Here is a 15942-nt window from a genome sequence, read left to right on the forward strand (position 1 = left end):
ACCACTCAATTTTATTCCATCCTGCACATTATTTGACCATAAGAATTCTTCCTGTTTGCTGCTTCAAGCAGATAATTAAAGTTCATTCTATTCTTTCGCTTTCCAGCAAATTTTATCATTTTATGTGTCGCCAATGTATTATTTAATAATATTTATGAAATTAATCATATATTAATTTTGAAGCTGGTAATTTGAAAGTTGTTTGCAGGAAATAATATATTTTTATCAAAAACGGAAATTTAAAAAGATAAAACGAAGCTCTAAGCTGTGACAACAGAGATTTTGGAAATTACTTAAAAAAGAAACCTCAATGATCCTGCACAATCTTTATTTTCATGGATTCATTACAGGCTTGAAAATCTCGATTCTTTGAAGCTATACTCTCTTTTGCGTTCTCTTTTTAATGTTTTGTTTTTCTTTTTAATATTTTATTTCTATTTTTAATATTCTATTACTCTTTTTAATATTCTGTTTCTCTTTTTTGTGTTCTTTAGTAGATATTGGATATTAATTGATTTTTATTGACAGCAAACAGGTACTTTCACATTTACTCCTATCGGAATTATAAAAGCAAAGGTGCTCCCTTCTCCCGGATGGCTCCTGAACCAGACATACCCTCCATGCAGATGTACTATCTGTTTAACCAGAGACAGGCCAAGTCCTGTTCCCTGGTATTTTTTCGAGGAAAAAGTATCAACCTGGCTGAAAGGCCTGAAAAGCTTGTGCTGGTCTTCAGGTTTTATCCCGATTCCTCTGTCCTTAACCATTATTTCGACCATATCTCCCTTTTTCCTTGCTCTTATTCTTACAAAGCTGTTTTCGTAAGAGAACTTTATAGCGTTATCTACAAGATTATACATTATCCGAACAAACTTTTCCTCATCAGCACATATTCTTGTAAGCCCGCTATCTATAACGATTTCTATTCTAATATTTTTCTTGTCTGCTATGGGGAGCAGGATGTTTCGTATAAGATTAAGCCTGGCAGCAAGATCAAATTCTTTATAATCCAGCTCCATTTTTTTGGCTTCTATCTTGGAAAGGTCCAGAATGCCGTTAATGAGGTTCAGAAGATGTTTACCGCTATTTGAAACATTTTCTACGGCTCTCAATTGTCTTTTATTCAGTTCTCCGTATACCTGTTCATAAAGCATATCAGAAAACCCTATTATTGAATTAAGTGGAGTTCTCAGTTCATGGCTTATATTTGCCAGGAACTCGCTCTTGGTACGGTTTGCAGCTTCAGCTATCTGTTTTTCATAAAGCAGGTTTTCTGCAATTTTCTTTTCCGTAATATCTCCGGCAATATCACTGATAGCCACAAGCTTTCCTGAATCATCAAAAACAGGAGAAAGAGTTACTGAGATATTTACTGTTGTGCCGTCCTTTTTCAACCTTAAAGTTTCATGGTGCCTGACCTTTTTTCCCTGTTTAATCTGGTCAGATAACTGCTTTATTTCCCCTTTAAAATTTTCCGGTTCAAGTATAGACCTGTTTTTTCCAAGGACTTCTTCAGCCATGTAACCGTAGATCTGCTCTGCTCCTTTATTCCAGCTGGTAATAATGCCATCAAGAGATTCAGTTATAATAGCATCATTCGATGATTCTACAATGTTTGCAAGCGTCTGGATTTTTTCTTCTGCTTTTTTTATCTCAGTAATATCACGGGCTGCAGCAAAAACCCCAATAACTTCCCCGTTTTCATTCCTGTAAACCGATGCATTGTACAGGACATGCGTTATATGCCCGTCTTTATGCCAAATTTCCAATGGGTAGTCCCGAACCAGTCCTTTCTGGAACACATGCTGGTATCCTTTTCTCGCTCTCTCGGGTTCGGTAAAATAGTCAGAAAAATCAGTCCCGATCAATTCCCTGCGAGAATAACCGGTAATGGATTCCGTAGCTCTGTTTACATCTGTAATCTTCCCATCAGGACCGATAGTGACCAGAGGATCTATACTTGCTTCTATTAGACTGCGGTTGTATTTGCTAGCAAGTTGACGTTCTTTTTCGGCTTTTTTTATCTCAGTAATATCATGGGCTGCAGCAAAAACCCCGATGACTTCCCCGTTTTCATTCCTGTAAACCGATGCATTGTACAGGACATGCGTTATATGCCCGTCTTTATGTAGAATTTCTAAAGGATAATCTCGAACCAGTCCTTTCTGGAACACGTGCTGGTATCCTTTTCTCGCTCTCTCGGGTTCGGTGAAATAATCCGAAAAATCAGTTCCAATTAACTCATCTCTGGTATATCCTGTAATCAGTTCTGTAGCGGTATTTGTATCGGTAATTTTACCATCATATCCAATAGTAACCAGTGGGTCAAGACTTACTTCAATCAAACTGCGGTTGTAATCCCGGGCTAATTTCAATTCTTTTTCAACTTTTTTCTGATCCGTAATGTCCCGGGAAATTTCAAGGATAGAGACAACTTTGCCGTCAATAAATTCTGGCACTATTTTTGTATTAAAATAATATTTTTTCCCACGCGGTGATACATATTGAGACTCTACCGTCTCGGTTTTTCCTGTAGCCAATACCTTCTCATAGTGTTCTTCCCAGAAATTTAATTGTCCGTAATACCTCCATAGCTCACCCGGAGTTTTCCCAATAATTTCTTCCTTAGATCGACCATAAATTTCTACAAAAGCAGGATTAGCGTATCTGACGCGTTTTTTCCGGTCTAGCCGAACGATCATATCCGGAGAATTCTCAGCTAATGTGCGGAAACGCTTTTCGCTCTCAACAAGTGCTTTATTTGCTTCCTTAAGCTCCTCGGATTGAGCCTTTAATTCATCATTGATTTTATGAAGTTCCCCTGACTTGGCCTGGATATCTTCATATGCCCTGGTAAGCTCCTTTTCTGCTTTCTTGCGCTCGGTCGTCTCTTCTGCGACAATGTTCAGGCCGGTAACAATACCCTGATCATCAGTAATAGGCAACCACTGTTCCAGCCAGCTTCGCTTGATGCCCGGATGCGACATTTTCTCGCCTGCTACCTCTATATCGAGAAGCGGCTCCCCCGTTTCCAGTACATGTAGCATTCTGGATTCCATTATATCGGCAAACTGGGGAACTATATCTTTTACCTGTTTACCTATATGGTCAGCAACTGAAAAACCGTTAAACTCCGCGCGCAACTCGTTGATGCGGACATAACGGAGTTCCCGGTCCAGCTCGCACAGGCCAACTGGAGCATTGCGGTAAAGATTTTCTATTTCCAGTAGCCTCTGACGCAGATTTTCTTCGCTCCTGCGCAGTGCCTCCTCCATCCAAGCCCGCTCTTTCTCTTCTTTTTTTCTGTGCAATGCCTGTATTACTGCCGATGCAAGCTTTTCCAGATCTTTTTGCTGCTCGGAGCTATAGCCGCCTTCCCGGTTTGCGACTCCAATCAGGCCCATAATTTTCCCGTCAAGTAAAAGAGGAACGCCAAGAAATGAAGTGAGCGGCGGATGCCCGTGAGGCAAACCTATGCTGTCAGGATGTGACTGTGGATCATTGGTATAGAAGCTTTTTTTGTTGTTAATGACGCTTCCGTACAGGCCATGGACAGCAAAGTCTCCAGGTAGGCAGGAGTGTTCTGTCTTGCCGTACATAAAGCACTGTTCCCATGCCAGTTCGCTTTTTGCAACATCATGCAGAAGCCCATCAACGCCTATTTCATTGATAAAACCAAACTGGCTGCCAGTCACTTCCAGAACTACGGACAGGCATTCATTTCCCAGTTCTTTTTCTGTTTTTGCCTGGACCACACTGCTGAAGATATTATTTATTCCTTCCAGAATACGGTTATATCTGGAGATCTTACGCTCGGCAAACTTGCGCTCAATAGCTATTGATATCTGGTTGGCTACGCTGCTCATGAGACAGAGTTCGTCCTTCGTGAAGCTCACTCTATTTTTCTTGCCAAAGTAAAGTGTGCCTATTGTTGTTTCTCCTGCATGGAGAGGCTGACAGGCGTACGCCTGGATAAAAGTTGTCTGTATAAGGTTCTCCCGTTTATCTTTATTATTCTGCCAGTCCTGTGCGAAAATAAGGCAGTTATTACAGGCTACACAGCTCCAGATGGCCTTCTCATCCCCTACATTCAGCCATTCGATCTCTTTAGCTGCCTCTGCATTTATCCCACTGCAGGCATTTAAATGAAGCCTGTCCCGGGCCTCATCATAGATATAGTTAAAAAATACATTACAGTTCAGGTAATGCATTACCTTCTCAGCTATGGTCTGGATCACTTTCTCGGGTTCATTGCTTGAAAGGAGGAGTGCATTAGCTTCGTTCAGGAGCTCAAAGCGTTTTTCACTTTCGTACAATGCTTCATTAGCTATCCGGAGTTCTTCGGTTTGAGCCTCGAGATCTTCAGCCTGAACCTGAATCTCTTCTAAGGCAGAGATCTGAGTGATGGCATCGCTGATCAGGAAGCCTGCCGGGATGGTATCAATGATTGCCTGCAGGCGGGCGCGTTCATTTAGCAGTGTCTCTTCAGCCTTCTTGCGCTCTGTGATGTCTTTGACAATAACAGCAACTTTTCTGCTGTATTCGTCTCCAATACGCAAGATCCGAACATCAAACCATCTGTCGACATCCTCAATCCGGCTTTCGAACTGGACTGAACCGCCTGTTAAAGCGACCTGACTGAAGCTCTTGATCCAGTTTTTATTTATCTCGGGAACAGGCTTGCTAACCTGCCTGTCTCCGACGTCCAGGAGCCCTGTTACTTTTTCCTGCGACTGGTCAGCCTCAAGGATCCGATAATCTGCAGCTTTTCCTTTGCTGTTGAAGACCACCTCTATAACGAAAAAGCTCTCATCGGTAGAATTGAATAGCGTGCGATATTTCTCTTCCGATATGCGCAGGGCTTCTTCAGAAAGTGAGCGTTCCAGAAGCTCGGCACGTAGAGACTGATTGGTTTTTTCAAGTTCCTCAATCCGCCCCTTCATCTGGATCTCGATTTTTTCAGCATTCAGTTGTTTTAAAGTAAACATAAGACTCCAACCCACTTTAAACGGAATATTACTATTCCATTAATCCCCTGTAGTCCGATATTTGTACTGGACAGAACTGGCATTACTATGATTCAGCCATACCCCAACAATATTATGCCCGAATCGTTCATTTTTCTTACATTCTCACATTGAATGTCAGTGAAATCTTTTTTATCGCTTCAAGCAGGATAAATCGAATTATTTACTGCCATATCCTACCACACAAATTTTGTTTTCCTGTAATCTTTGATTTGCCTCTGGACATATTTATGATACTGATCATATATTAATTTTTAAGATGGTATCTAAAAATATTATTTACAATGAATGGCATGTATAACACAGTTATTATTATATCCAATCATATAATAAATTACAAATTATCCAGTGAATTATATACTTTAAAAAAGATACTTTACAAGTCCCCTATTTCAGTTCACCCAGATATAAATGAAAATTTTTATATCTTATTTCCCCTTTGATCTGATGCTTTCTTCTTCCGATTTAAAAACAGGTTTCAGGCTATTTTGCCAGCAAAACTAACCATAAATATATATCGCTCTTAGTCAAAATAGCCACTTGTGACCTCTGGAGAAACTGTGCGGGCGGAAATCCTTGTATCCGGAAGGGTGCAGGGCGTAGGTTTTCGAAGATTTGCAAGAAATGCTGCTGACCGCTTTGGAGTGGAATGCAATCCCATAAACCTCAGGGATGGAAGAGTTTTTGTTCTTGCTGAAGGCAGGCGGGAATCCCTTGAGCTTTTAATAAACGAACTGCGGAAAGGACCGACTTTTGCGCACGTAGAAGACATTGACGTAACTTTTACTGAAGCCCTCGGAAATGTATATGAACTCTCCCCGGGATAATATCCTTTGAAATAAATTAATGTTTTTGTAATATCCTTTTTTTATAATTGCATTAGATAATAATTGCATTAGATAATAATTGCATTAGATAATAATTGCATTAGATAATAATTTATTTATATGAAAATTATTTTTTATATTCACTGTTTTCTGGATTATTCAATAGAAAATTCCGAATCTGTTAATAATTTCTGCTTTTACTGTTTTGCCTCTGGTTATCAGGATGATTTCTAAGGCATATCCTATGTTTTTCCGGGTTTACCGGATATTCCGGGCTTTCGTCATCATCCGGGTTTCCCAGGGGCTCGCGCTCATAGGGCTCGGTTTTCACAAGAGCGTAAGTATAGGGCCCGAAGGTTTTTTTCAGGTTATGTTCCACATGGATGGAAATCCTGTTTGCTTCTCCGATGTCCAGAGCATTGTCCACTTTAACGCGAATATCTACAGCTATGTTGTTTCCTATTTTCCTTGTCTTAAGGTTTGAAAGGGCTTTTACTCCTTCGGTTTTCTTTATAATCTGCCGGATCTCACCCTCGGTTTCTTCATCAAGGGATGCCTCTATAAGTTCGTTTATGCTGCTGTGAAAAATCTTCAGGGCGACCTTAAGTATGATGAAACTCAGGAAAACCGCCATCAAAGGATCCAGTACAACCCATCTTCCTCCCAGAAAGACTGCAGCCCCGATTCCTATCATGGTACAGACTGAGGAAAAGGCATCAGAACGGTGGTGCCAGGCATTGGCGGTAAGAGCCATACTGTTTATTTTTCGGGCTTCCAGGATTGTGTATTGATACATGAATTCTTTTGAAACTACGGAAACAAGGGCTGCATAAAAAGCTATAGAAGCAGGCTGTTCAAGGGCATCTCCTCCAATAAACGTCAAAGTATTTCGGAGTCCGTAAAGCATAATCTGGCCGGCTACAATTAAAAGCATGAGCCCGACAAGGCTTGCAGAAAGAGTCTCAATTTTTCCGTGACCGTAGTTGTGGCTTTCATCCACAGGCTTTTTCGCAATTTTAAAGCCAAAGATTACCACAATATCAGTAAGAAAATCCGAAAGGGAATGGACAGCATCTGCTATCATTGCAGCACTGTTTCCTATTATACCTGCAAATAATTTAAAAACAGCCAGTCCTAGGTTCATGAAAAGCCCGACCCATGTAACATGGACAGCCTGATCAAACCTCTCTTCATATTCCATTTCTCTGGTCACTTCCGTTAAAGGAAATCGATTTTCGGTTCTTCTGGCCCAGGTTCTTCTGGCTTATAATCATTCTCTGGAGCAAAGGCCGCGCTAAAAAATCTGAAGTTTTAATCGATTTCAGACATTTTTTGTGGGCTTAGTTAGATGGCTCGATTATGGCTAATAAATATTTAATAAATATGTATCTGTAATCTATATTAATGATTTCTTTATAAAGTAATTTTATCTAGTTTATTTATATATTATTTTATTCAAAATGGCTACTCTTTATTCCTGAGAATTTGTAGCTCCGTCTGCTAATAAGGGAGAGGGAAAAATGCGGATAAAATAGATGACAAAACTGAAATGTGGTAAAAAATAATGGCGAAGTATACACAGGCAAAACTGGCATAATAAACAATAGATGGGCTGAATTATCACAAGAATGATAATTGAACAGGATTATCATAAAAATGATAATTGAACAGGATTATCGTAAAAATGGTAAGAGAGCCGGATTACAGTAAAATAAGGAATAATTACAGGGTTTCAATCTGAAACATCACTGTATAAATGAACACTTCTACTCTGGACACTTCTGCCTTTCATTGCAAAAGGTTAAGGAGCTTTCTGTTTTTCAGAAGAATGCGATCTTAAGAGTCATCTATATTTTTCAATCTTTTTTTCAATCTTTTTTCATGATTTTCATAATCATGAAAAACCCTGCAAGGTTTATTGCTCCTATCAGAAAATATCCTGCAAGATGATTTGAACCCTTTCCTGAAATCGAAAACCCTCCCCCTAAAATGCCTGCCGAACTGGCTTCTTCCTTTTCACCATTAAGGGTGGATTCACTTTCCTTTGTTTCAGCTTCTTCATTCCCAAAATCGATCACGGAATCGGTTTTAAGGAAAAACTCTTTTTCCTTTTCTTCAAGTCTATTTCCGGAGTTCAGGGTAGCCCTGACTGTGTAAGAGTTATCCGGCTCAAGCCCGAGGAAAAGGAACTGGTCGTCATTTGCAGGAGATGAAATAACTTCTCCATCTTTTCTTAGCTCCACTGATCCTCTTTCCGGAAGCTCGACTTTCAGGTTTACGTGCCCTGTAAGGAGGATCTGCTCTCCTTTTGCAAACCTGGGCCTGTCCGGGATATCAAGGATTCCAAGAAAAGTCGGAGCAAAATCCTCCTGACCGAACCCTCCCCTGATAACTCCGCTCTCAATATCCTGAGAGTATGCAATGAAAGGAACCATCTGTGCCTCGTCAGAGACTGAATATTTCTCGGACTGGTGCCCTCCTTTGGAACCGTCTGCAGAAAAAGCCATCCCATGGTCTGCTGTCAGGACAAAAGCAAGATTATTTTTTTCACACAGGCTGTAAAGTGGTAAAAGTTCGGAATCAAGGTTTTCGATGCAGTCTATGTACCCATAATTGTCCCTGTAATGCCCGCTCATATCAATTGCTCCTACGTTGACGGTCAGCAGGTATTTCTGGTCTGGATTGCTTTTCTCCATGTATTCCACGACAGCGCAGGCTGTATCGATGCCCCACCTGTTATACCCGTTATACCTGTCTCGCGTCTCTTTTGAAGTAACATACCCAGGGGCAGTGTCAGCCTTTTCCCTCATAAGCTGCAAAAGCCCGGATGGCACGGAAGAATATTGAGAATGATCATATTGCTCGAGCACCATCTGTATATTCTTTATGGAATTGTTCTTATCCCTGAGGACGGCATCCTGCTCTGCACAGATTGACCATGAATCTCCTTTTTCCATTACTGCAATGCAGAGGTAGCCTTCTTCGTGTAAAATATCGAAGATATTTGCATCTTTAAAACTGACAAACTCACTGTTTGCATCCGGGTTTCCGGTGACAAGGACAGAATGCCCGCCTTCGGTGAATGTCTGAGGAGCACGGAAATCGAGAATCTGTGCACTGCTTTTGGCTATCCTGGGAATATTCTCAAGCCTGGCCTTTTCCAGGGGTTCACCATCAAGTGCGTGCGGCTTAAGTTCGGAATAAATAAAAGGGGCACTTAGACCATCCACAATCAATACAACTGCACCGTCAGGTGTATTTACCGAATTTACTTCTACTTCGGTTAGTGCACAGGCAGGAGTCGGAAACAATGAAAAGAAGGTCAATAATGTTACTGTGAGTAAAATCAAAACTGAAAATGATTTGATACTTTGGGTTCCATCTGTCATTGTAAAATATTTTAGAAACTTTACCTATAAAGAATTTATCATTTTGAGGAAATATAGATAAACATACATCTTTTAAAGATTCTTTCTTAAGAGTCTTTCTTTTAAAGATTTTTTCTTAAAAGTCTTTCTTTTAAAGATTCTTTATTTTTTAAGATTAGGTTTGAGGTAACCTATTTAAATGTTTATTTTCAGGTTTATACGCTGGAAGAGTAAATGTATAACATTTGCCACACATATCCAGTTATATCCCGAAAAATCCAGGTCCACATCTAAACAACAGGAAGAATTTCCATGAAAATGAGTCCACGCTGTACTTACTGTCTGCTTTCCAGAGTGCATTTCCAATCCAAGCTTTCTACTGATGATGAAGATCTTATAAGCAAGACACTGCATGAGTGTCTCGGAGTCATGAACAAACATTACAGCCCTGAGGCAGTATCAGCAAGTGTAGCCACAAAAATTCATAGAAAATGCTATGAAGTCCTGGAGGATAACGACCCTTATGAAGTTACGAAAAAGCTAATCAACCAGGCTGCTCTAAAGGTCCTGCCTGCAGCAAAAGAAAAGATCTATGAAAACTCTCCCGATGACGGGGATCTCTTCAGGCGGGCAGTACTGGCATCGGTTGTTGCAAATTATTTTGATTTCGGGATTATGGGCTTTGATGCCAGTGAGGACAAATTTGAAGCCGCTTTCATGAAATATTTCGAGCAGGGGCTTGACGTTGACGACACCCCTAAAATGCTTGGTTTGCTTGAGGACGTTGTCTACATTGCTGACAACTGTGGGGAGATTCTTTTTGATATGATTGTTTTCGACGTGATTAAAAAACTCGGAGGAAAAATCACCCTGGTAGTGCGCGGAGGTCCCATACTTACGGACGTGACTTTAGAGGAGGTAAAAGAATTCGAGATAGATAAAAAGGTAGACAGAGTGATGACTACAGGTTCAAACGCCGTGGGCGTCCTTGTAGAGGAAGCTCCTGTCGAACTCCTAGAAGCCATGAAAAATGCAACCTTAATAATCAGTAAAGGCATGGCAAACTACGAGACTCTTTCGGAGCATAACTTCGGACCCATAGCTTACATGCTCCTTACAAAATGCGAGTGTGTGGCTGAAGACCTGGGGCTTGAACCGGGCTTATCGGTAGCTAAATTGATGAACTACCCCTGAAAACTGGTGATTTCCGGGTATTTTCGGCAGCTTTTTATTGAGCAGAACCACAAATTATGTGATTAATGAAAATACTTTATGGTTAATGAAAATACTTTATACTGGTAAGAAACCCCTGATGGAATAAATGGAAATAACATAAAAGGAGAGATCTAAAAATGTGTGAAATCAATGTAGTCTTGTTAAGTGGAGAAAACAGAGAGAGGATCATGGACTCTGTAGCAAAGATCCAGGTTGAAGGAGACTCAATCCAGCTTACCGGAATCCTTGGGGACAGGATGACGGTTGAGGGCTCTGTCAAGGAAATCAATTTTTCACGTGGAGAGGCGATTATTTTATCTAAATAATATTTACTTTTTAATTTTCTGGAAAAAGCTGTTAAACGTTATTCTCAAAAGTTGCTAAATGTGTTCTCAAATATACTAACCGTTCAATGTTACCTTTTATGCATAATTATCAGTGAGATGGGAATCAAAAAAGAATAAAATAGATAAAATAGAATTCACCTTAAAACTAAGTATTACCGAATTTTATAAGTCTTTTATCAGGTTTGGCTTGTTTTTCCGATAAGCTCCTTATACGGCTGGTAAATTTTTTTCAGGTTTTCAGGCATATCTGAGCAGCAGATAAAAGATGCAAGTAATTTTCTGCTGAGAAAGGTCGAGTGCTTCTAAAACCTGTATTTTTCCTCTGCTCTCTTCAATATTGATAGATTCTCGAGAAAAGCATTTATCTGTTTTTAATCTATACCTGAGTGTGATCTGAGGCATATCCAGATAGGGTATATATTCAGGCGTAAATTAAATGCTTGAATTACTTACCAATTAACTTTAATTACCTGGATGGGAAATAGGGCAGTTTATAGCGTCCCTTTAGTGGTAGTACATTTTAAATGTATGAAACACTTTAAAATTATATCTGAATTTGGGTCTGTGTAATAAAATGATGCCCTGAAATCACAGATCCGAAGAAGCCAAATTTCCAGTTTTAAGTTATTGATCTAAACTGTTATAATAAAAGTATAATAAATCTATTAACAAAATATCTCCTGATAGGGTGAAAGAAATCAAACAGGACGGATAATAATGGTCAAAGCAAAGATTGCAGTAAACGGTTACGGAACCATAGGAAAAAGAGTTGCAGACGCCGTACAGGCACAGGATGACATGGAAATCATAGGGGTTTCGAAAACAAAGCCTAACTATGAGGCTGCAGTAGCCCACCAGCTCGGGTTTGACATATATGCACCTGCTGCTAATCTGGGGGCTTTTGAAAAAGCAGGAATTCCTGCTGCCGGTAGCATAGAGGAAATGGTAAAGAAATCCGACCTTGTTGTGGACTGTACCCCTGGTGGGATTGGGGAAGAAAATAAGGACCTGTACCAGAAAGCAGGAGTTAAAGCTATCTGGCAGGGCGGTGAGGAGCATGAACTTGCTGGCTATTCCTTTAATGCCATTGCAAACTACGAAGGAGCGCTTGGCCTTGATTTCGTAAGAGTTGTTTCCTGCAACACTACAGGGCTTTGCAGAGTTATCTATCCGATAGACAAAGCCTTCGGGGTGAATAAGGTAAGGGTAACTCTTGCCAGAAGAGCCGTAGACCCCAATGATATTAAGAAAGGGCCTATAAATGCAATTGTGCCTGACCCGATAAAGCTGCCTTCCCACCACGGTCCCGACGTAAAGACCGTTATTCCTCACATCAATATCACATCAGCTGCCATGAAAATCCCGACAACCCTGATGCACCTGCACACGGTTAACATGGAACTTGGAGACAAATGTACTGCCGAAGATGTCAGGAAAGTTCTCGGGTACCAGTCGAGAGTCCGTTTCGTGGGGCAGGGCATAGCTTCAACAGCCGAAATCATGGAATTTGCCAGGGATATCAAGCGCCCAAGAAATGATATGTGGGAGAACTGCGTCTGGTCCGACTCGATCACCATGCACGAAGGGGAACTTTACTTCTTCCAGGCAATCCACCAGGAATCAATTGTGGTTCCGGAAAATGTGGATGCTATCCGCGCAATGATGGAACTCGAGAGCAACGGCGCAAAATCAATCATGAAAACAAATAAAGCCCTTGGGCTCTAAGTCCAATAAGGGCTTTATCCCGGAACTCAGTGCACCCGGGTGGTATTCTGAGATGAAACCTGCGAGCTGCCTGAGTTCTGGTTTTCGAAACCTTTATTTCTGGAGCCCTTATACGGGCTATGGAAAAGAGAATTCTCTGATTGGACGGGATTCGATCCTTGACGACTTTAGATTCAAGCTTTTTAAATCTGTGTCGGGAGGCTTTTAAGGCTGCATGCGATGCAACCAGCGGGCTTGCAGGCACTGATTCGGCAAGCAGCTTCATACATATGGGAGCTGACGGAACGCCGACTACAGGTATAGACCAGGCAGCAGAAGATGCCATAGTTGAGGTGCTTAAAGCCGACGGCAGGTCCATGAGGATACTGAGTGAAGAGCTTGGAGAACTCATTATCGGGAAATCTCCCGAGTTTTCTGTTGTGCTTGACCCTCTGGACGGCACATATAATGCTTCTACAGGAATTCCTTTCTACAGCGTTTCAATTGCTTTTGCTTCTCACGACCTCTCAGACCTCAGATTCGGGTATGTGAGCAACCTTGCATTAAAAGAGGAATTTTATGCGGAAGCTGGAAAAGGAGCTTACCTTAACGGGAAAATAATTAAACCTTCCTCTAATTCAGACCTTAAGACCCTCTGTGCCAGCGTGTACGGCTACAGGCAGAATGTGGAAAGGACCAGGAAGATATACAGGAATGTCCGGCGTGTCAGGGTGTTCGGAAGTGTCGCGCTTGAACTATGCTATGTAGCTTCAGGCAGGCTTGATGTCTTTGTGGATGTAAGAAGAGCTCTGCGTGTAACCGATGTTGCAGCAGGGCAGCTTATCCTTGAGGAAGCCGGCGGACGTGTTACTGACGGGAGTGGAAATATCCTGAGGCTTCCCGATAATGTTACTGCCAGGGTGGAGATGGTTGCGTCCAATGGGCATGTGCATAACAAAATTCTAAATCTGCTATCAGAGGGATAATTTGGCTATAAAAAAGATAGGGATTGCATCACGCTGCGACAGGCCTGAAGTTCTCGATATGGTAAGGGATATTCTTTCGCATTTCAGTTCCCATGTCCAGATTTTTGTCTCTACAGCCACAGCTGAAGTACTGGGTATTGAAGGTATTCCTGTCGAAAAAATGAGAGATGAAGGAGTCGAGCTCATTATAAGCGTGGGAGGCGATGGGACAGTCCTTCGGAATATTGCCAAAATGAAGGACCCTCTTCCTATACTGGGAATTAACATGGGTACTCTCGGGTTTCTCGTAGACGTGGAGCCTGAAGATGCGATTGAGACTATAGAAGAAGTCCTGTATGGTTTTTCTTATATTGAAAGGATGCGTGTGGATGTATTCCTCAATGGAGAAATGCTTGAAACCGCTACCAATGAGATTGCTGTAATGTCCGGAAAACCCGCAAAAATTATCCAGTTCGAAGTCTATGTCAATGACTGCCTTCTTGATGAGATGCGTGCGGACGGTGTTGTTTTTGCAACCCCAACAGGCTCGACTGCGTATGCAATGAGCGCAGGAGGCCCTATAATAAACCCGAGGGTAAATGCAATTGTTGTAGTTCCTGTTGCCCCTTTCAAGCTTTCCTCAAGACCCTGGGTCATTCCTTCGGACAGCGAAGTTACAGTAAAACTGACGGACCACAAAAAAGAAGCTGTAATTGCAATTGACGGACAGAAATCTTACAGGATCAGACCCGATGATGTTGTAAAACTAAAAAAATCGAAATACCCTGCACGTTTTGTCAGGATATCAGACACATGCTTTTATGAGAGAGTCCAGAGGAAACTTTCCTGAAAAGTCCTTTTTTACTTCATTGACTCGCTTGTTTAATTTCATATCTTTATTTGCCTTTTTTCAATTCACTGAAGCATGCAGAATGGTATTTTATATTGTTTCTTGTATTGTTTCGAAAGCTAAAACCTGAGGCTCAATTTCTAAAGATTAGTTCAGTTCAGGCAGTATATCTCCCTGCAAAATATAGTAATATTGCCTCGGAAACTCTTTTCCTCCAAGGAAAACATTTATACATATGTAGGTAAAGCTAATGCTAATCTTGCTAAACATGAGATTTTTTGACTATTCATGGAGTTTTAGCCTCATAATTTCTTATCCAGCCTTTGAGTTGATTTTAAGGGCAGTTAACATAAATATCATTAAAAATAATCACAATTCCTCAAAATGAGAAAATCACGGGAAACAGTAACCATGTCAGAGAGCGAGCAGTACTCCAGAAACACACTTATGGACTTCATCGATTATCGCCCCCTTGATATCGAAATCTGTGATGTAACCCTTCGCGATGGGGAGCAGACCCCTGGCGTTGTGTTCTCCAAAGAACAGAAGCTGGCAGTAGCCAGTGAACTTGATTCCATGGGTATTGAAGTGATAGAAGCCGGCTTTCCGGTAGTTTCCGCATACGAAAAAGAAATCGTAAAGGAAATTGCAAACCAGGGCTTTAATTCAAGGATCTGCTGTCTCTCAAGAGCAGTAAAGGGGGATGTTGATGCTGCCCTTGAATGTGATGTTGATATAGTTAGCATCTTCATTGCAATGTCCGACATGCACCTGAAGTACAAGTACCACCGAAGCCTTGAAGATATGCTCGGCTGCGCCAAGGAAGCTATTGAATATGCAACTGACCACGGTTTAAAAGTGCGTTTTGCAGCCGAAGACGCAAGCCGAACTCCGGTTGACCGTCTGAAACAGGCTTTCAAAGAAGTTGAAAAAGATTACAAAGTGCAGTACGTAAGCCTTGCGGATACGGTTGGGATCCTGAACCCCAAAACAACCCATTACCTTGTAAGTGAGATTTTCAAGTCCGTAAACACTTCGATCTGTATTCACTGCCATGACGACCTCGGTATGGCAACAGCCAATACCCTTGCAGCCGCCGAAGCCGGAGCAAAACAGCTTCATACAACAGTTAATGCTATAGGAGAAAGGGCAGGAAACGCTTCCCTGGAAGAAGTCCTGGTTGCACTGAGGGTACAGTACGGGATAGACCGCTACGATACTACAAAACTCAATGCTCTCTCCAGAATGGTTTCGGAATACTCAGGCATTACTCCTTCAGTAAACAAGGCCATTGTCGGACAGAATGCCTTTACCCATGAGTCCGGAATCCATGTTGCTGCAATTCTTGAAGAGCCCCGTACCTACGAACTTTTCCTTCCTGAAATGGTCGGCGGAAAACGCAACCTTGTTGTCGGAAAACACACAGGCACAAAAGCCCTTAAAGGCATCATTAATAGCATTGGTTTCTGCCTTGAGAGGGAAGAGCTCTGTGCCCTGATTGAAAAAGTTAAGGTCTGCACCGAAGAAAAGCGCAAAAGCATCTCAAGAGACCAGCTTGAGAAGATGATTACTCAGGTAAAGCAGGAACAGAAAACCCCAGGCAGCGAAAAAGAGAAGTTTTCTATCTAAACTGAAGTAT

The 15942-nt window shown here is 41.4% G+C and carries 10 protein-coding genes; 7 read left to right on the top strand and 3 right to left on the bottom strand.

The features are described from left to right. Positions 1-518 precede the first annotated feature (518 nt). Positions 519-4988 (bottom strand): PAS domain S-box protein, encoded by a 4470-nt coding sequence (locus RSJ42_RS08105; protein WP_410510063.1) that lies wholly within the window; start codon positions 4986-4988, stop codon positions 519-521. Positions 4989-5569: 581 nt separating this feature from the next. On the opposite strand from RSJ42_RS08105, the gene RSJ42_RS08110 reads away from it, so the two are divergent. Beyond that, the gene (locus RSJ42_RS08110; RefSeq protein ID WP_410510064.1) at positions 5570-5854 is read left to right on the top strand and encodes an acylphosphatase; all 285 of its coding nucleotides are present in this window, start codon (positions 5570-5572) and stop codon (positions 5852-5854) included. A gap of 181 nt (positions 5855-6035) precedes the next feature. Here the strand turns inward: RSJ42_RS08110 and RSJ42_RS08115 are convergent, their stop codons facing one another. Further along, positions 6036-7067, bottom strand: a complete 1032-nt coding sequence (locus RSJ42_RS08115) for a cation diffusion facilitator family transporter (RefSeq protein ID WP_410510065.1) — start codon at positions 7065-7067, stop codon at positions 6036-6038. Positions 7068-7722: 655 nt separating this feature from the next. Then, positions 7723-9243, bottom strand: a complete 1521-nt coding sequence (locus RSJ42_RS08120) for a sulfatase-like hydrolase/transferase (RefSeq protein ID WP_410510066.1) — start codon at positions 9241-9243, stop codon at positions 7723-7725. A gap of 291 nt (positions 9244-9534) precedes the next feature. Between RSJ42_RS08120 and RSJ42_RS08125 the strand changes: the two genes are divergently transcribed. From RSJ42_RS08125 to RSJ42_RS08150, 6 genes are all read left to right on the top strand, one after another. After that, a complete protein-coding gene (locus RSJ42_RS08125; RefSeq protein WP_410510067.1) occupies positions 9535-10416 on the top strand; it encodes a damage-control phosphatase ARMT1 family protein in 882 nt (293 codons plus the stop codon). Between the two features lie 158 nt (positions 10417-10574). Next, the gene (locus RSJ42_RS08130; protein WP_410510068.1) at positions 10575-10763 is read left to right on the top strand and encodes a CooT family nickel-binding protein; all 189 of its coding nucleotides are present in this window, start codon (positions 10575-10577) and stop codon (positions 10761-10763) included. A gap of 738 nt (positions 10764-11501) precedes the next feature. Beyond that, a complete protein-coding gene (locus RSJ42_RS08135) occupies positions 11502-12509 on the top strand; it encodes a type II glyceraldehyde-3-phosphate dehydrogenase (protein ID WP_410510069.1) in 1008 nt (335 codons plus the stop codon). A gap of 158 nt (positions 12510-12667) precedes the next feature. After that, positions 12668-13474 (top strand): bifunctional fructose-bisphosphatase/inositol-phosphate phosphatase, encoded by an 807-nt coding sequence (locus RSJ42_RS08140; RefSeq protein ID WP_410510070.1) that lies wholly within the window; start codon positions 12668-12670, stop codon positions 13472-13474. 1 nt (position 13475) lies between these two features. Beyond that, the gene (locus RSJ42_RS08145) at positions 13476-14303 is read left to right on the top strand and encodes an NAD(+)/NADH kinase (protein WP_410510071.1); all 828 of its coding nucleotides are present in this window, start codon (positions 13476-13478) and stop codon (positions 14301-14303) included. A gap of 411 nt (positions 14304-14714) precedes the next feature. Further along, entirely contained in the window at positions 14715-15932 is a 1218-nt protein-coding gene (locus RSJ42_RS08150; RefSeq protein ID WP_410510340.1) for a homocitrate synthase family protein, read from the top strand. Positions 15933-15942: the final 10 nt, after the last annotated feature.

Source organism: Methanosarcina hadiensis (genome assembly GCF_046529725.1).
Lineage (GTDB): Archaea > Halobacteriota > Methanosarcinia > Methanosarcinales > Methanosarcinaceae > Methanosarcina > Methanosarcina hadiensis.